Raw genomic sequence first — 16,600 nt, 5'->3', positions numbered from 1 at the left:
CCATTGATTAGGTCAAGCCTAATTTCTGTGCCCGACCCAGCGAACTGCGCTAGGCTCGCCACCATGACCGACACCGGCAGCACTCCGACCCTTCGCGAGACCCCGAACCTGCGCGCACTCAACAAGCGCCGCACCCGCGAGGCGATCTCGCACGCCGCGACGAGGCTCTTCATCGAGCGCGGCTTCGACCGCACGACCATCGCCGAGGTCGCCGCCGCCGCCGGGGTCGCCAAAATGACCGTCACCAACCACTTCCCGCGCAAGGAGGACCTCTTCTTCGACCTGCACGAGGAGCTCGTCGACCGGCTCGCCCGCGCCGTCGCCGGGCGCGCCCCCGGCGAGTCCGCCCTCGCCGCGCTGCGCCGCGACTGCCTGGCCGGGCTGGACCGGCACGATCCACGACTGGGCTTCTCCGGCCCCGACTTCGCCCGCACCATCGCCGAGAGCCCCGCCCTCGGCGCCCGGCTGCGCGAACTGCACGAACAGAGCGAGGCCGCACTCGCCGAAGCCCTGGCCGAGGCCGTCCACGCGGCACCCGTCGACTTCGAGAGCCGGGTCGCCGCCGCCCTGCTCGCCGCCGTCGACCGCGCCATACTCGCCGAGGTCTTCCGCCGCACCCTGGCCGGCCAGGACCACCCCACCATCGCCGCCGCCGTCCGCCCCGCCGCCGTCCACGCCTTCGACCGGCTCCAGAGCGCCCTCGGCAGCTACGCCGTCCGCGACAATTAGGCCGCCCCCCACACACCCGGCGGTCCAGCCCACGCACCTCGGCGGCCAGGCCCGCCCTGCCGCCCGGGCGGTCCAGCAGCGGGCCGGGCGGGGCGGCGAGCCGTGGAGTCCGTCACGACCTGACCCCGCACCGCCCCGAACACCGCCGCGCCGCCCGTTCCTTGGGCGGCATGGCAGCACCGTTCCAGCCCGTTCGCGCGTCGGCCGAACGCCCACGGACGCGGAACTGCGCGTTCTTACAAGACGCGGCGGCGCCCGGTGCCCCACCTTCGTTGCAGGAGCGGCCGACAGGTCGAGGCCGCCAGGCCACAGGGAGATCTCCATGAAGCGTTGGCAGGCGGCCCTGGCGGGCACCGTGGTCAGCCTTGGCATCACGTTGACGAGCGCGCAGACGGCGGACGCGGTCAGCGTCCGGCAGCCCGATTTCGTGCAGGCATGGCACGGTTCCGCGTCCTATCGCGCCAGCAAGGACTTCGTCCCGCAGTCGAACCTCATCCAGATCAGCACGCTCAGCTGTGCGGGGAAGGCGCCCGTCCGGAGCAAGACGCAGCTCGTGCGGACCCGGGACAAGAAGGTGATCTACAGCGGCAACTACTACAACGCCACCGGCTCGTGGGTCACCAACCCCGACTGGATCCAGGTGAACCCCGGCGAGGCGTACTACCTGCGCTGGTACTCCCAGTTCGGTCCGTTGGTCACGTCCCGCTGCCAGGGCGTGCTCGCGACCCGGTGACCGCCGGCGAGGGCCCACCCGGCGGCGATCCCGCACCACCCGGCGGCGACCGAGGTGGCAGAAACCGAGGAACGGCGCCTTGCCGCACCGAGAGACCCAGCAGGTCAAGTCCCCATCAGGAGGCCGATCATGCCCATCCCCCCTCACGTGCTGCTCTCGAACTGCGATCACCAGTGGGTCATGAATCCCAGCGGTGACGCTCGGATGATCTGCTGCAAGTGCGGAGCCCTGCAGTAGGACAGGTACAACCCTTCCATCTCCGCACGCTCCCGCCCGGCCACCGTCCTGGGCGGGGGCGGGCGTCACGCGCGAGCGGCACCGTCGTGGGACGGTCGTACCAGGCCGCTAGGCTGCTCGGATGATCAACCCGCCGCCCGCGCCGCTGACCCTCGAAGCCGCCAGGGACCTCCAGCGGCTCCTCCGCACCGAGATCGGGCCGGGCCTCAGTGAGCGGGAACTCGACGACGTCGAGGCCGGGTTCGGGTTCCGGTTCGCGCCTGATCACCGGGTCTTCCTGTCCGCTGGCCTCCCCCGCGGGAACCGGAACTGGCCGGACTGGCGGAACGGCGATCCCGAAGAGCTGCGGGGGCGGCTGTCCTGGCCGGTCGAAGGTGTGCTGTTCGACGTCGAGCACAACGGCTTCTGGGACTCGGCCTGGGGCTCGAAGCCGGACGCGGCGACGGACGCGCTGCGGGTCGCGCGGGCCGAACTGGCCGCCGTTCCCCAGCTGGTGCCGGTCTACAGCCACCGCTACCTGCCGGGCCCGGAGGGCGGAGCCGGGCATCCGGTGCTGTCGGTGTACCAGACCGACATCATCTACTACGGGAACGACCTCGCCGACTACATCCATCGCGAGTTCACCGGCCGGCCGACCGACCTGTCCCGGGCGCGTACGACCGTCGCCTTCTGGGCGGGCTTCGTCGACGTCGCCCCGGGCCCCGGGACCACCCGGAACGGGTGACGGAACTCCCGGACCTCGGCGCGCAGTCGGCCCGGCTGACAGAACACCGCGGGCTGGGCGTCGACGACCTGCCCCGCCTGTCGGCCCGTCCCCGCGGCCGAACTGCGGGCCGTGCTCGACGGCGCGCCGCCCACCGGGGCACTGCTCCGACGACTCGCCCCCGTCTTCCGACTGCACACCGGGACCTGTTCGTCATCGCCTCCACGAGTGGACGGCATGGGAAGCCGACAGGTGACATATCGCCATGCTCCGGGACCAAAGGCCGAGTTGGAGATCCACGAGCCGGCGCCGTGTCAACCACCCCGCACCCGACCGATTGTCACAGTCCGATCCCTGTCATGTCCTGACGATTGTGACGCCCCGGATGGCACCGAACGCCGCCCACCTGCCGTCCTCTGGTGTGTCCAAGCAGTCAGCAGGAACACCTCATCGGGGAGCCACCATGTCCGTCCGCAACCGTCGCCCGCTGCTCGCCTCCGTCGTCCTCGTCGGGGCGGGGCTCGCACTGACCGCCTGCGGGCCCGACAACACCGACACGGCCACCGGCACCGCGACGGTCGGCGCGACCGCCACGGTGGCCGCCAAGCCGACGGCCGGCGGCCCGGCCACCGCCGCTCCCACGAAGGGCGCGGGGGCGGCGACCTCGCATCCCGCCGCCCACACCCCGCCCGCCGGGGGCTCCGACTCCGCCGGCGGCCCGTGTGACATCCAGAACCTCACCATCCACGTGACGCCGCGCAGTGGGTCGGCCAGCCAGTACGTGATCGACGTGCGCAACACCGGTTCGAGCGCCTGCAGCCTGGACGCCGTCCCGAGCGTCGACCTGGGGGACTCCGCCGCCCGTGACCAGAGCAAGAACGTCAAGCCGGCGCTCACCAGCGGCACGATGCGGTTCACGGTTGCGGCGAGCCGGAGCGCGTACGCGGTGATCGACCTCGACCCGAGCGGCGCCACCACCGGCACCCTCCCCGGCATCAACCAGCTCAATGTGCTGGCCGACCAGGAGAACATGCCGCTCGCGAACACCCAGAACTTCCCGCTCAAGAGCGACGTGCGGGTCCTGGACCCGCGGATGAGCGTCTACCGGGGCTCCGAGGCGGAGGCGCTGGCGTCCCTGGCGAGCTTCGGCAAGTAGTACCGCCGGGCCGTCCAACTGCCGAGGACCCCACTTCGCCCCCGTGGCGGAGGTGGGGTCCTCGTCTGCTCCCACGCCCCTCCCCCGCCCACAAGAGCGCACGCCAAAGGCCCGGTCGGCGCGGCCGGACCGGGGTTGACGCCCGCTCGGACTTCCACCACCCTTCCACTAATCGAATAGTGAAAGGGTACTTTGCCGATGCCGGTCGCCCTCCCCCCGACCAACCCGACCAACCCCGCCGACCCGACCAACCCCGCCGACCCGACCAACCCCGCCGACCCCGCCAACCCGTCCAACCCGTCCAACCCGTCCAACCCGACCAGCCGTGCCGACCCGGACACCCCGACCACCCCCGCCGACACCCACCCGCACCCCGCAGACGACCGCCCCCGCACGAACCGACCCCGCCACCCCGCCACCCTCGCCTGGGGTCTGGCCGCCGCCTTCGCCGCGCTCTACACCTGCGTCGCCGTCAACCGGCACCGACGCGGCCTCACCAAGGCCTACGACCTGGGCATCTTCGAGCAGGCCATCCGGGCGTACGCCCACGGCCGGGCCCCGATCGTGCCGCTCAAGGCGCCCGGCTACGACCTGCTCGGCGACCACTTCCACCCGCTGATCGCCGTCCTCGCCCCCGCCTACCGAGCCTTCCCGAGCCCGCTCACCCTCATGGTCGCCCAGGCGCTGCTGATGGCACTGGCCATCGTCCCGATCACCACCTGGGCGCACCAGGTGGCCGGGCCGCGAGCGGCCCTGCTCCTCGGCTGCGCCACCGGGGCCTCCTGGGGGATCGTCCGGGCCGCGGCCGACGACTTCCACGAGATCGCCTTCGCCGTCCCACTGCTGGCCTTCGCCGCCACCGCGCTCGGCCGGCGCCGCCCGCTCGCCGCCGCGCTCTGGTCGCTGCCGCTGCTGCTGGTCAAGGAGGACCTGGGGCTGACGGTGGCCGCCGTCGGCCTGCTGATCGCCTGGCAGGCCCGCCGGGACCGGCGCACTCCGCTGCCCGGACTCGCCCTCGCCGCCGTCGGGGTCGCCGCGACCGCGCTCATCCTGCTCGTCGTCCTGCCCGCGTTCAACCCCCATGGCAGCTTCGACTACTGGCAGCAGCTGGACGGCGCCGACGGGCACTCCCCGGCCTGGGCCGTGCCCCTGCGGCTCGGGTGGCCGCCACTCAAGTGGCTGCTGCTGTTCCTGCTCGCCGCCACGGGCGGCTTCCTCTGCCTGCGCTCGCCGCTGCTCCTGCTCTGCGCACCCACCCTGCTCTGGCGGCTGCTGTCCACCAACCCGCACCACTGGGGCGTCAGTTACCACTACAGCGCGGTCCTGATGCCGATCGTGTTCGCCGCCCTGGTCGATGCCGTACGCCGCACCAGCACCGAGCGGAACGCCCGCACCGCGCCCGCCCCCACCGCCTCCCACCCGGTCCGACGCGCGCTCGCCGTGACCGCCCTGGTGACGGTTGTGTCGCTGCCGCTCTATCCGCTGCACGAGGCGGTGATGCCCGAGGCGTGGAGCACCTCCCCCCGGCTCACCGAGACCAGGGCGATGCTCCGCCTGATACCCGACGACACCACCGTCGCCGCCTCCAACCGGCTGGCCGCCCAGCTCACCGGCCGGGCGGACGTCACCCTGGTGTGCCAGGACGCGGTCGGCCCCGGTCCGGAGTGGGTGGCCGTCGACCTGCGCGATCCGAGCGTGTGGTCCCCGTGCGCCACCGCCGCCACCGCCCGCATGCTGGCGGTCTACCAGGAGTACGGCTATTACCGGATGGTCGACCGGGACGGCCTGCTCCTCCTCAAACGCCCCTGACCGACCGCCGCCTCCCCTGGCCGCCTCCCCCCGACCGCTTCCACCCCTCCTTCCCGCCCCCGGCCCGGCTTGACCCGCGCGCCACAGTGGGCCACTATTCCACTATTGAACTAGTGAAAGGCCGCAACGGGTGTGATCGAATACCGCATCGATCGGCGCAGCGGCGTCTCCACGTACCAGCAGATCGTGCAGCAGACCAAACAGGCCCTGCGACTCGGACTGCTGCAGCCCGGCGACAAGCTGCCGACCGCCCGCGAGGTGGTCGAACTGACTGCGATCAACCCCAACACCGTGCTGAAGGCCTACCGCGAACTCGAACGCGAGGGACTGGTCGAGCCCCGCCCGGGTCTCGGCACCTTCGTCCGGCGCTCGCTCGCCCGGCCCGAGGCTGCGGCCGACGGGCCGTTGCGCGCCGAGCTGGTCGGCTGGGTGGACCGGGCCCGGGATGCCGGACTGGAACGTGAGGACATCGCCGCCCTGATGACTTCCGCACTGGAGCAGCGCTTCGACAACGGGGTGCCCCCGGCGCCACCGGACTGACGGCACCCCGGGGCACCCCCGGAGGCTCCCCGTCGCCACCGGCCAAGGAGCCACCGGCCGAGGCGCAATCGACCCGGGCGCCACCGACCCAGGCGCCACCCGGGTCCGCACTACCGATCCGAAGCACGCCGGGTCTCCCGGCAGCACCGAACACAGAACCGAGAACAGTGGGGGGACCGGGTGAACGACCCGACAACCGTGGCTCCGGCCCTGGAGGCCGCCGGGCTCGGCAGGCGGTACCGGAGCAACGACTGGGCCCTGCGCGGCTGCGACTTCACCGTCCCGACCGGACGGATCTGCGGCGTGGTGGGCCCCAACGGCGCCGGCAAGAGCACCCTGCTCTCCCTCGCCGCCCGGCAACTCAGCCCCACCGAGGGCGAGTTGCGCGTCTTCGGCGAACCAGCCGACACTCCGGAGGAGCGCGCCCGGGTCGCCTACGTGGCCCAGGACAAGCCGCTCTACCCGGGCCTCACCGTCGCCGAGACCCTGCGGCTGGGCCGCGAGCTCAATCCGATCTGGGACGATGATCTGGCCCACGAGATCGTCGACCAGGGCGAGTTGCGCCCCAGGGCGCGGATCGGCTCGCTCTCCGGCGGCCAGCGTACCCGGGTCTCGCTGGCCCTCGCCCTCGGCAAACTCCCCGAACTGCTACTGCTGGACGAGCCGATGGCCGACCTCGACCCGCTCGCCCGGCACCAGCTCATGGGCACCCTGATGTCGGCCGCCGCCGAACGCGGCACGACCATCGTGGTCTCCTCGCACATCCTCCCCGAACTGGAGGGCGTCATCGACCACTTGCTGCTCGTCCAGGGCGGACGGATCCGGCTGGCCGGCGACCTGGAGGAGATCCTGGACGGGCACCAGTTGCTCACCGGCCCCGCCGGAAGCGCCACACTCCCGCCCGAGCTGGTGGTCGAGCAGCGGATCGGCGGACGCCAGGCGACCGCACTGGTACGCACCGGGGAACCGCTGGACGGCGCCTGGGAGAGCGAACGGCCCAGCCTGGACGAGCTGTTGCTCGGCTACCTCCGCGCGCCCGCCGACGTCGCCACCGCCCCCGCCACCGCCACCGCCACTCCGGCGAACGACGAGAAGGCAGCATGAGAACGAACGTCCTGACCACCGACCCCACGAAGCCCGCCCCTGCCGCCCGGGAGCGCGCCGACACCCCCCGCATGCGCGGACTTCTCTGGCTGACGCTCCGTCAAAGTCGTTTCACGCTCTGGACGCTGACCGCGCTGCTCGTCCTCCTGGCGGCCGACCTCGTCTGGATCCACATCATCTGCAACCACACCGTGGGCGTGCTGCGCCGGACGGGCTGCTACAGCCCCGAGAGCTGGGACAGCGCCCAGTGCTGGGCCCTCCTCTCGCCGATCAACCGGCCGAACTTCTGGTTCGAATCCGTGCTCCAGCCCCTGGTCACGGCCGTCCCGCTGCTGATCGGCGCGTTCATCGGCGCGCCGCTACTGGCCCAGGAGCACGAGCGCGGCACGATCCGGCTGATCCGCGCCCAGTCCGTCAGCCCGGTGCGCTGGCTGGCCGCCCGCCTCGCGGTGCCCGGTCTCGCCGTCCTGGCCGCCACCGGCGTACTCGCCGCGCTGATGAGCTGGGTGTGGTGGACGGACATCGTGCACGGGCCGGTCTCCTTCGACCCGCCGTTCCAGTTCTTCACCTACCCGGCCCTCGGGCTCGCGCCGGTCGCCTGGTCCCTGTTCGCCCTGGCCCTGGGCGTCCTGGTCGGCCAGCTGCTGCGCCGGACCCTGCCCGCGATGTTCCTGACCGGCGCACTGGTCGCGATCACCCACGGCCTGATCCGCTGGGCGCGCCCGTCGTTCCACCCCACCGTCGACGCGGTGGTTCCCCTCCACGCCATGCAGCCCACCAACGCGTGGCTGGTCGACTCCAAGACCGTCCTCGCCGACGGCACCCGGGTCAGCAGCGAAGTGTGCATGGGAAGGAACCGGTGCGACGGGGCCACCGGCACCTGGCTGAGCTACCACCCCTCCGGCGACCTCGTACCGATCCAACTCGTCGAGACCGGCATCCTGTTGGTGCTCACCGTCCTCGCCCTCACGGCCGCCTTCCGCCTCGTCCGCCGGTAGGGCGGCAGAGCGCTCCGGCCCGCGCGGCACTTGACGAAAGGTTGACCTGTTCACGGCAGATCGTTGACGACCGGCGCCCCTATGGTCGGCCCATGCCCTCACAGCCCATCAGGCCCACCGCCCTGCCGGTCCTGCCGTACCGCAAGCCCACTCGCGGCCGGGACTACTGGGTCCTGGACAACGTCCTGCCCGACCCGGACGCCGTCCGCGAACGCGTCCTGGCCCGTGGCGACTGGACCGAGGGCTACCCGCACCGCCCCGAGACCTGGCCCGGCCTGCGCACCATGCCCGGCCTGGAGCCCGACGAGCTGGCACGGGTCGAAGCCCAGGTCCGCAAGGCCACCGGCGCCTCCCGGCTCTGGGTGCAGAGCACCCCGGGCGGCGGCACCCTCAACCACAACTGCGTCCAGGTGGTCGGCGCCGGGGAGTCGGAGTCCCGCCCGCACACCGACTCCCGCGCGCTCTGCCGCTACGCCGCCGTGCTCTACCTCAGCCCGGGCGCCCCCAAGGACGCCGGCACCAGCTTCTACCGCCAGCAGTTCCCCGGCGGCCGCCTCGGCGGCAACCTGGTCAACGCCCCGCACAACAACCTGGTCGAGGCACTCGGCACCCGCCACGTCCCCGCCGACCACTTCACCGAGGATGTCCGCGTCCCCAACCGCTACAACCAACTGCTCCTCTACCACGCCAACCTGATCCACAGCGCCACCGACTACTACGGCGCCGAACTGGCGGACCGCCGGATGACGGCCGTGTTCTTCTGGATGGCCTGACGGACGGTCCGTCGGACACCCCGACGGACCCGAGGGACGGCCGGACGGACCCGACGGACAACCCGACGGCCCACCGGCCCGTTCACGACCGTTCCGGTTCGGGCGGCCCGCCTCCGGGGACGCTCGTCGCATGAACCCCGACGCCGTACCCCCCACCGAGACCGTCCGCCCCGACTGGGCCGACATCGACCGGCTGCCCACCGCCGACCTGCTCCACCTGATGAACGCCGAGGACCACACCGTCCCCGCCGCCGTCGCCGGGGAGCTGGCGCGGATCGCCGCCGTGGTCGACGCCGTGGCCGCCCGGATGGCACGCGGCGGGCGGCTGGTCTACGCCGGCGCGGGTACGGCCGGACGGCTCGGGGTGCTGGACGCCGCCGAGTGCCCGCCGACCTTCGGCACCGATCCCGCCCTGGTACTGGGCCTGATCGCGGGCGGCCGGAGCGCCGTGACGGAGGCCGCCGAGGGCGCCGAGGACCGCACCGACCTCGCCGAGGCCGACGTCGCGGCGCTCGGCCTCACCCCGGCCGACACCCTGGTGGGCGTCTCCGCCTCGGGCCGCACCCCGTACCCGCTGGCCGCGGTCCGTACCGCCCGGGCGGCTGGGGCGCTCACCGTCGGGCTGGCCTGCAACCGGGGCTCGGCGCTGGTGGCGGCGGCGGAACTGGGCATCGAGGTGGAGGTCGGCCCGGAGGTGCTGGCCGGCTCCACCCGGCTGAAGGCGGGCACCGCGCAGAAGCTGGTGCTCAACATGCTGTCCACGGCCGTGATGGTCCGTCTCGGCCGGACGTACGGAAATCTGATGGTCGATCTGCGGGCCACCAACGCCAAGCTCCGCGAACGCGCCCGCCGGATCGTCGCCGAGGCCACCGGCGCCGACGGCGAAACGGTCGACCGCGCCCTCACCGCCACCGACGGCCGGACCAAGCACGCGATCCTGCTCCTGCTCGCCGACGTGGACGCACCCACCGCCGCCCGCCTCCTCACCTCCGCGGACGGACGGCTGCGCGATGCCCTGGAACTCGCCCGGCGCTAGCGCCCCGTCCCGGCCGTCACCCCAGCCGCAGGTCCGCCGCCGCCACGACCTCCCCCAGCCGCGGGAAGTCCAGCTCCACCGAGGCCTTGTGCTCGGCCTCCGTCAGCCCGGTCATCGCGTCCTCGACGAACACCAGCCGGTAGCCGTGGTCGCCCGCCGCGCGGGCGCTCGACTCCACCCCGAGGTTGGTGGCGATCCCGGTGAACACCAGCGTCTCCACGCCGCGGGCCTGGAGCAGCTCGTGCAGTCCGGTGCCCTGGAAGGCGCCGATGGTGCGCTTCACCACGACCTCGTCGGCCGCCGCCGCGACCTCGGCCACCAGTTCGCTGCCGGGCGGCTGCTCGGCGACGCCCGGCCGCTCGACCCGCACCGCGATGACGGGGGCGCCGGCGGCACGGAAGTCCTCGGCGAGGCGCAGCGAGGCGGTCACGACGTCCGGGCCGGTGTGCGGAGCGAGTTGGTGCGCCACGATCCGGTCCATCAGGTCGATCAGGACCAGGGCCGTGGTGCGAGGATCAAGAGTGGTCATGGCGCTCACGCTAGCCCATCCCCGCCCAGCCCCTGGCGCTCAGCCCAGCCCCCGCCCGGCCCCCGGCGCTCAGACCGGCCCCGCCCGGCCCCGCCCTTCCCGGACGAGGCGCCGGCGACACCTTCCCGCAGCGCCATCCGGAACCGGTCCGTTCCGGACGAACTCCACGGCCGTACCGCAGACGGCCTGGAGCTGCTGATCGGCTCCGCCGGGCCTGCTCCCGGCAACCTCCGGGCGGGTGGCCTGGCCATCCGCCGGGGCGTCCGGGCCGCGCTCGGCGCCGGTGGTCTGCTCCGCCTGGGCACCAGCCCCGTCCTGGCCGCCGCCCTCCCCCGCTCCAGCGCCACGACCAGCACACGCGGCACCCCCGGCCGACCGCCGCTCCCGCCCCCGCGCCGCCCGTCCCATTGACGTGATGACGTCGCTCCCCGCGGACCGGCGTTGACCACCCACCCCACCCGGCGGTTGGCTCACCCCGAGCCGGCCGCCGGGGAGTTCGACGCCACCACCGCCCCAACACCACAGCACCCCCGGCGCCACCAGGCGCCACCGTCGAGGCGGCCCGGCCGTTCCCAGGGGAGGGACCAGATGACCAGCCCGTACACCACCACCCGCCGGCTGCTGCGCGCCGCCTGCGCGCTCGGCGCGGCCGCAGCCCTCGCGCTGACCACCGTCCAGGCGGCCCAGGCCGACCCCGATCGCAGGCCCGGCACCGAACGGGTCTCCGTCGGGCTCACCGGGGCGCAGCCCGACGGCGCCTCCCGGGCGGCCGGTCTGAGTGCCGACGGCCGCTACGCCGTGTTCACCTCGGACGCCACCAACCTGGTGCCCGGCGACACCAACGGCAAGAGCGACGTCTTCGTCCGCGACCTGCGCACCGGCGGCACCGAGCGGGTCGACACCGGCCCGGACGGCGTCCAGTCGGACGGCGGCGGCTTCGAGGCCGCCATCAGCGGCAACGGCCGCTACGTGGCCTTCAGTTCCTCCGCCACCAACCTGGCGCCCGGCGCCAACCTCGGCTTCGACGACGTCTACGTGCACGACCGCTGGACCGGCGAGACCACCCTGGTCTCCGTCGGCGAGGAGCCGGGCCGGCCGCAGCAGGGCAAGTCCTCCGGGCACCCGTCGATCAGCCGGGACGGCCGCTACGTCGCCTTCCAGTCCAACCGCACCGACCTCGCCCCGGGCACGGTCACCTGGCAGGGCGCCAACATCTACGTCCACGACCTGCGGACCGGCGAGAACCGCCTGGTCAGCATCGGCGCAGACGGCAAGGAGGCGAACGGCTCCTCCGCCTCCCCGGTGATCAGCGCCGACGGCGGCAGCGTCGCCTTCATCTCCAAGGCGAGCAACATCATCGGCGCCGACAAGCCCGGCGCGCTCTCCCCGGAGGCCGCCAGGCGGCTGACCGCCGAATCCGGCCAGGATTCCGACGAGCAGTTCGTCCACGCCTCCGCCGCCCCCGCCGAGACCCTGGCCGTCGGCGACCGCCCGCGGCTGCTCAAGCCGCACCTCTACCCGCTGTACGTCCGCGACCTGCGTGCCGAGGAGACCACCCTGGCCAGCCCGGACGGCGCGGGCGGCTGGCGCGGCGCGGACTACCCCTCGCTCAGCCCGGACGGCCGCTTCGCGGTCTACTCGACCTGGGTGCAGCACGGCGACGGCTGGGCGGACCGGCACTTCGAGGTGTACGTCCGGGACTTGACGAAGGGCACCGACACCCTGGTCAGTGTCGGCCTGCCGGGAACCAAGACCACCGGCGACTCCCTCAACGGCCGGATGACGGCCGACGGCCGCTGGGTGTACTTCGACTCCACGGCCGCCAACCTGGTGCCCGGCGACACCGACAACACCTCCGACGTCTTCCGGCGCGACCTCCGGACCGGCCGCACCGAGCGGGTCAGCCTGGCGTCGGACGGCTCGCAGTCCGCCGGCGCCTCCTACGACCCCTACGTCGACGCCCACGGCACCACGGTGGTGTTCACCTCGGAGGACGGCACCCTCGTCCAGGGCGACACCAACAAGGCCGCCGACGTCTTCCTCCGCCACCTGCCCAAGCACTGACCCGCGAGCAGCACACCGACAACAACGCACCCGCGAGCAGCACACCCGACAGCAGCGCCCGACGCCGGCAGACCTACCCGGGCGCCGGCAGCGCGTACCCCAACTGGGAGATCACCGGCCACAGTTGGTCCGCCAGCCTCGCCGCCGCGGCGACCGCCCCGACGAACAGTTCGGGCGCGCTCGCCGCGGCGGCCAGTCCGCCCTTGGCCACCACCCCCAGCCCCGCCACCACCCCCGTGCCCACCGCCGCCCACACCCCGAGGGCCAGCAGCCCGGCCGCGCCCAGCCCGGCCAGGAACAGCTCGCCCTCGGGGGTGAACAGCCGCCGGTCACGATCGATCGTCAGCGCCAACTCGGTTACCAGCGTGGGCCCGAGCGGCCCCGGTCGCTGCCGGGCCCGGATCAGGTTGAGCATCGCCTCCCGGATCCTGTCGGGCAGTTGCACCGCCCGCAGCGGCACCCGGTGGATGTGGTACAGCACCAACCCGTCATACCCCGGGCGGCCGTCGGCCGGCCTCGGGTGGTCGCGGAACTCGGCCCGGTCGGTGGGCCAGTAGCAGATCCAGTCGACGTACGTCTCCCCGTTCTGCTCGGTGACGTTGACCGGCATCGGCAGGATCTTCAGCCCGGCCCCGAGCCGCCAGTCGGTGCCGGTCGCGACCACCGTGTACGGCAGTTGCTGGACGGCGGTGCGCTGCATGACGATCAGTCGGTTCTCGATCATCCGGCCGCACGGGTCCCGCAACACCGCGATCTTGCCCTGGAGTTCGCGGTGGGTGTCCAGGGCGCCGCCCTCGGTGCCGACCTCCAGCGCCTCCATCCGCAGCTCGGGCACGTGGTTCTGGAGGCCGAGCAGGTCGGGCTTGAGCGCGCCGCCCGGGGTGAGCTCACGGACCGCCTTGACCAGTTTGACCGCCGGGGTGCTCCTGTCCTTCAGCATCCGCTTGATCGCGTCGACCTTGGCCGTCGGAAAGGTGTTGTGCAGGTCCTCCGAGAGCACCTGGAGCACCATCCGCAGCACCGGGTCCTGCGGCTGGGCGGTGAGCCGACCGTACGGCAGTGCCTCCTCCGGGCCGAGCCGGTCCCGGCGCGGGGTGCCCCACCACTCGGAGATCCGGTCGAGCTGGAAGGTCACCCAGGTCGCGCCGGGCCGGGCGTCGAAGTCCACCCCGAAGTGGTGGCGCACCCACAGCTCGGCGGCCAGGTACTCGAAGACCGTCGGCGGTTCCTCGCGCGCCTTGCCCAGCAGCAGGCAGGTGTCCTGGTCCCGGAGGAAGCTCATGCGCCCGCCTCTCCCCCAGCCTCCGGCCGGGGGTACCCCCACTGCTCGGCAGGGGCGTTCGCCCACTTGCGCCGTGCAGCGGTCCGATCGCTTCGCTCAGTCACGCGATGTCCTTCAACGGGCTGCTCACCGCGATGTCCGTCCCCGACGTCGGCGTGTACTCGTTCCACTCCGCGATCAGCGTGCCCCGCTGGCCGGGGCGGCGGACCGGGAACGGCGTCAGGGTGCCGTCGTGCCGGTGGGTGAGCCCGCTCAGCAACAGGTGGGTGTCGTCCGGCACCCGCACCACCCGGGCGGTCTCCTGGATCCGCCGGTCGTCGTACTCGTCCACGACGACCGCGGTGCCCGGGTCGAAGCCCGCGCTGGAGGCCACCGGCACCAGCACCGGCGCTCCCCCCGCGGCCGGTTCGACCACGGCCGCGCAGGTGGTGACCACCTCGTCCTCCAGCAGCAGCGAGCTGCTGCCCGGGTTGGCCGGCGGGATGCCCGGATAGTTGCGGTCGTCGTAGGCGGCGATCTCCCGGGCGATGGTCAGGTACGGGTGGTCGGCGGGCAGCGACGCGCCGTGGAAGCCGCCCTCGGCGAACCGCACCCAGGCCTCCTCCCAGCCCTTGCGCACGGTGAGCACCACCCGGGCGCTGCCCGCCCGCAGAAAGGCCTGCCGGTTGGCGTCGGGGTGCTGGATCCGGCTGACGAAGGGCCAGGCGGCGGGTACGTCCCAGAAGTAGGAGTAGAGGAAGGTGACCACGTTCTCCCACTCGATGGCCTGGTTGACGAAGGCCACCTCCGCCTCGTGCCCGAGCACCGCCGCCCAGGCCGCGGCGCTCACCCCGAGCCCGCCGGTGTCGTCGCCGGGGAAGCCGGCGCCGTGGCGCAGCCGGTCCGGGTCGGCGGCGACCGAGGCCTTGAAGGCGTCCACCACCTCCGAGGGCACCAGGTGGTAGTCGACGCCGAGCAGGAAGCGCAGCACGCCCTTCATGATCTCGTCGCTCTCCTCGCGCCGCAGGGTGAGGGTGTCCACGCCGCTGAGGCGTTCGCGCAGCGCGGCGGCGCGGGCGGCGAGGTCCTGCTGCTCGGCGTAGTACTTGGTCTGGGCGGCGTTGAACAGGACCGCCCAGACGTCGTTCTGCCACTGCCGGCGGGCCTCGTCGGTGGGTTCGACGACGGCGGTGAGGCTGAGCCAGGTCTGCCGGTTGTTGACCAGGTGGAAGCTGACCACGCACGGCCCGCCGGCGTGTGCCAGCAGGGCGCCGTTGGCCGGGTCGGCGAGGTCGACCGGTCCGTGGGTGCCGTAGGGCTCGTTCCACTCGGGGATGCTGCTGCCGAGCACCTTGAGGTTGTAGTGGTAGTCGCCGGTGCGGCTCTCCGAGGTGAACTGGAACTGCAGGTTCTTGATCCAGTACCGGTCCGGGACGTTGAGCGGCGGCGCGTCGAAGATGCCGGCGCCGTCGTTGTTCGGGGCGGTGACGTTGACGTGGATGTCCGGGTGCGCGCCGGGGGCGAGCGGCACCGCGGCGCCGTACCTCTCTGCGAGCACCAGGTAGTGCGCCTGGTTCTCCCCGGGGCGGACCTCCTCGGTGATGTCGGAGTGCGGGACGCCGAACTGGAACGGCCCCAACTGCGCCTCGATCGCGGCGAGTTCGGCGTACGACTGGCGCAGCGCACCGGCCGGCTCGGGGATCGCCAGGTCGTAGGTGAGGCGCAGCCCCGAGCGGTAGAGCCGCACCCGCCACTTGCGCATCATGCTGAAGTAGTCGATCCGGACGGGATCGGTGGGGCTGGCGTTCTTCAGGGTGCGGGTGGTGGTCTCCGAGGAGCCGGTCACCGTGGTGGTGGTGATGGTGGTCTTGTGCTCCTGCTTGGTGCGCGCGGAGGCCTTCTGGGTGACGGTGGTCGCATGTTTGCGGCTGTCGGTGGCGGACTGCGAGTCGCTGCTCTGGCTGGTCATGCCGGAGCTGGCGGAGCCGGAGATCAGCGGGATGCCGCCGGAGACGGTGCCGGTGACGTTGAACTGGTTGCTGTGCTGGAGCTGGCTGGCGGTGGACTGGGCCAGCTCGGTGTTGTCGGTGACGCCGGTCTCGCTGACGTTCTCCAGCGAGTCGGTGACGATCGAGCTGAACTCCTTGGAGGTGACGGACCATTCCTTCTGGGTGACGGCGGTCTCCTCCAGCGGCGCGAGCGGGACGGTGGCGACGAGTTCGCCGCGCTCGATCCCGGCCGGGGCCATCTCCAGGCGCTCCAGGTTCATCAGGCCGATCGGGTCGACGGCCGCGTTGTGGTCGTAGGCGGCGTTGGCGGCGGCGGCGCGCGCGGCCCGGGCCACGCCCTCGACGGTGCCGTCCGCCCGGCGCAGGTGCTCCAGCGCGCCGCCGAGTCCGCGCAGCGCGGGCCCGTCCACAGCGGCCAGCAGGGCGGCCCGCAGCGGGCGGTCGCCGGGGTCGGCGGCGGAGGCGGCGAGCAGCTCCCAGGGAAGCTCGGCCGTCGACTCCGCGCGCAGCGCGGGCACTTCCTCCGGCCGCAGGTCGAGCCGGCGCAGGTAGGCGTGCGCCACCAGGCCGGGGCCGCGCTGGGGACCGTCCACCTTCAGCGGGACGAGGGTGGCCTTCGCGATGCTGCGGGCCGCGTGCCCGAGCACCGGCGGCGGCTGTCCGCCGCCGGGCCAGGGCGGTACGGGTGGCTGCACGGGTTCACCCTGCACGGGTTCACTCTGTCCGGATTCACCCTGCACGGGTTCACCGGGAAGTCGGTCCGGCATGGCGGTCCCCCCGTCCGTCTGCTGCCCGCCACCTACCCGGGGCGGCGAGGGGGACGCGCCGCACCCGAACGGCTCGCGGAGCGCACGGCGTTGCGCGGAGGTGCGCACCGGCGGGCGCGCCCGACACACTCCCCACGCCCGGCCCGCACGCC

14 protein-coding genes are annotated in these 16,600 nt (G+C 73.0%); 11 read left to right on the top strand and 3 right to left on the bottom strand.

Annotation, left to right across the window (positions count from 1 at the left end; translation table 11 throughout):
• The first annotated feature begins 63 nt into the window (after window positions 1-63).
• From ACZ3YL_RS14495 to murQ, 10 genes are all read left to right on the top strand, one after another.
• Complete coding sequence (locus ACZ3YL_RS14495; protein WP_465657428.1) at window positions 64-729, top strand: TetR/AcrR family transcriptional regulator; 666 nt, start codon at window positions 64-66, stop codon at window positions 727-729.
• A 322-nt stretch (window positions 730-1,051) separates the two neighbouring features.
• Complete coding sequence (locus tag ACZ3YL_RS14490; protein ID WP_465657426.1) at window positions 1,052-1,462, top strand: hypothetical protein; 411 nt, start codon at window positions 1,052-1,054, stop codon at window positions 1,460-1,462.
• Between the two features lie 358 nt (window positions 1,463-1,820).
• Window positions 1,821-2,423 (top strand): hypothetical protein, encoded by a 603-nt coding sequence (locus ACZ3YL_RS14485; protein WP_465657425.1) that lies wholly within the window; start codon window positions 1,821-1,823, stop codon window positions 2,421-2,423.
• Window positions 2,424-2,865: 442 nt separating this feature from the next.
• Window positions 2,866-3,558, top strand: a complete 693-nt coding sequence (locus ACZ3YL_RS14480; RefSeq protein ID WP_465657423.1) for a DUF4232 domain-containing protein — start codon at window positions 2,866-2,868, stop codon at window positions 3,556-3,558.
• Between the two features lie 198 nt (window positions 3,559-3,756).
• Window positions 3,757-5,367: a DUF2079 domain-containing protein gene (locus ACZ3YL_RS14475; protein ID WP_465657421.1), complete on the top strand. Its 1,611-nt coding sequence runs from the start codon at window positions 3,757-3,759 to the stop codon at window positions 5,365-5,367.
• Between the two features lie 132 nt (window positions 5,368-5,499).
• Window positions 5,500-5,907, top strand: a complete 408-nt coding sequence (locus ACZ3YL_RS14470; protein WP_188307159.1) for a GntR family transcriptional regulator — start codon at window positions 5,500-5,502, stop codon at window positions 5,905-5,907.
• A 180-nt stretch (window positions 5,908-6,087) separates the two neighbouring features.
• A complete protein-coding gene (locus tag ACZ3YL_RS14465) occupies window positions 6,088-7,011 on the top strand; it encodes an ATP-binding cassette domain-containing protein (protein WP_465657419.1) in 924 nt (307 codons plus the stop codon).
• On the top strand, window positions 7,008-8,009 hold the full coding sequence (locus ACZ3YL_RS14460; protein WP_465657417.1) for an ABC transporter permease: 1,002 nt from the start codon (window positions 7,008-7,010) through the stop codon (window positions 8,007-8,009). The genes ACZ3YL_RS14465 and ACZ3YL_RS14460 overlap by 4 nt, the downstream gene beginning before the upstream one ends.
• A 92-nt stretch (window positions 8,010-8,101) precedes the next feature.
• Window positions 8,102-8,782 carry a DUF6445 family protein gene (locus ACZ3YL_RS14455; RefSeq protein WP_188307162.1) on the top strand — a complete coding sequence of 227 codons (681 nt, stop codon included), beginning with the start codon at window positions 8,102-8,104 and terminating at the stop codon, window positions 8,780-8,782.
• 130 nt (window positions 8,783-8,912) lie between these two features.
• A complete protein-coding gene (gene murQ, locus ACZ3YL_RS14450; RefSeq protein ID WP_188307163.1) occupies window positions 8,913-9,818 on the top strand; it encodes an N-acetylmuramic acid 6-phosphate etherase in 906 nt (301 codons plus the stop codon).
• Window positions 9,819-9,834: 16 nt separating this feature from the next.
• Here the strand turns inward: murQ and ACZ3YL_RS14445 are convergent, their stop codons facing one another.
• On the bottom strand, window positions 9,835-10,347 hold the full coding sequence (locus ACZ3YL_RS14445) for an isochorismatase family protein (protein WP_188307164.1): 513 nt from the start codon (window positions 10,345-10,347) through the stop codon (window positions 9,835-9,837).
• Between the two features lie 588 nt (window positions 10,348-10,935).
• Between ACZ3YL_RS14445 and ACZ3YL_RS14440 the strand changes: the two genes are divergently transcribed.
• The gene (locus ACZ3YL_RS14440) at window positions 10,936-12,411 is read left to right on the top strand and encodes a TolB family protein (RefSeq protein ID WP_465657413.1); all 1,476 of its coding nucleotides are present in this window, start codon (window positions 10,936-10,938) and stop codon (window positions 12,409-12,411) included.
• 73 nt (window positions 12,412-12,484) lie between these two features.
• Here ACZ3YL_RS14440 and ACZ3YL_RS14435 read toward each other — a convergent pair whose 3' ends face one another.
• Both ACZ3YL_RS14435 and ACZ3YL_RS14430 read right to left on the bottom strand, forming a co-directional pair.
• Entirely contained in the window at window positions 12,485-13,693 is a 1,209-nt protein-coding gene (locus ACZ3YL_RS14435) for a hypothetical protein (protein WP_465657412.1), read from the bottom strand.
• Between the two features lie 100 nt (window positions 13,694-13,793).
• Entirely contained in the window at window positions 13,794-16,376 is a 2,583-nt protein-coding gene (locus ACZ3YL_RS14430; RefSeq protein ID WP_465657410.1) for a hypothetical protein, read from the bottom strand.
• Between the last annotated feature and the right edge of the window lie 224 nt (window positions 16,377-16,600).

This window comes from Kitasatospora sp. NPDC023176 (assembly GCF_055560495.1).
This window is presented reverse-complemented; position numbering and strand designations above follow the sequence as displayed.

Excerpts from the sequence above, each read along its gene's own strand:
- ACZ3YL_RS14495 (WP_465657428.1), top strand. The coding sequence starts at position 64 with ATGACCGACACCGGCAGCACTCCGACCCTTCGCGAGACCCCGAACCTG.
- ACZ3YL_RS14490 (WP_465657426.1), top strand. The coding sequence starts at position 1,052 with ATGAAGCGTTGGCAGGCGGCCCTGGCGGGCACCGTGGTCAGCCTTGGC.
- ACZ3YL_RS14485 (WP_465657425.1), top strand. The coding sequence starts at position 1,821 with ATGATCAACCCGCCGCCCGCGCCGCTGACCCTCGAAGCCGCCAGGGAC.
- ACZ3YL_RS14480 (WP_465657423.1), top strand. The coding sequence starts at position 2,866 with ATGTCCGTCCGCAACCGTCGCCCGCTGCTCGCCTCCGTCGTCCTCGTC.
- ACZ3YL_RS14475 (WP_465657421.1), top strand. The coding sequence starts at position 3,757 with ATGCCGGTCGCCCTCCCCCCGACCAACCCGACCAACCCCGCCGACCCG.
- ACZ3YL_RS14460 (WP_465657417.1), top strand. The coding sequence starts at position 7,008 with ATGAGAACGAACGTCCTGACCACCGACCCCACGAAGCCCGCCCCTGCC.
- ACZ3YL_RS14455 (WP_188307162.1), top strand. The coding sequence starts at position 8,102 with ATGCCCTCACAGCCCATCAGGCCCACCGCCCTGCCGGTCCTGCCGTAC.
- murQ (WP_188307163.1), top strand. The coding sequence starts at position 8,913 with ATGAACCCCGACGCCGTACCCCCCACCGAGACCGTCCGCCCCGACTGG.
- ACZ3YL_RS14445 (WP_188307164.1), bottom strand. The coding sequence starts at position 10,347 with ATGACCACTCTTGATCCTCGCACCACGGCCCTGGTCCTGATCGACCTG.
- ACZ3YL_RS14440 (WP_465657413.1), top strand. The coding sequence starts at position 10,936 with ATGACCAGCCCGTACACCACCACCCGCCGGCTGCTGCGCGCCGCCTGC.
- ACZ3YL_RS14435 (WP_465657412.1), bottom strand. The coding sequence starts at position 13,693 with ATGAGCTTCCTCCGGGACCAGGACACCTGCCTGCTGCTGGGCAAGGCG.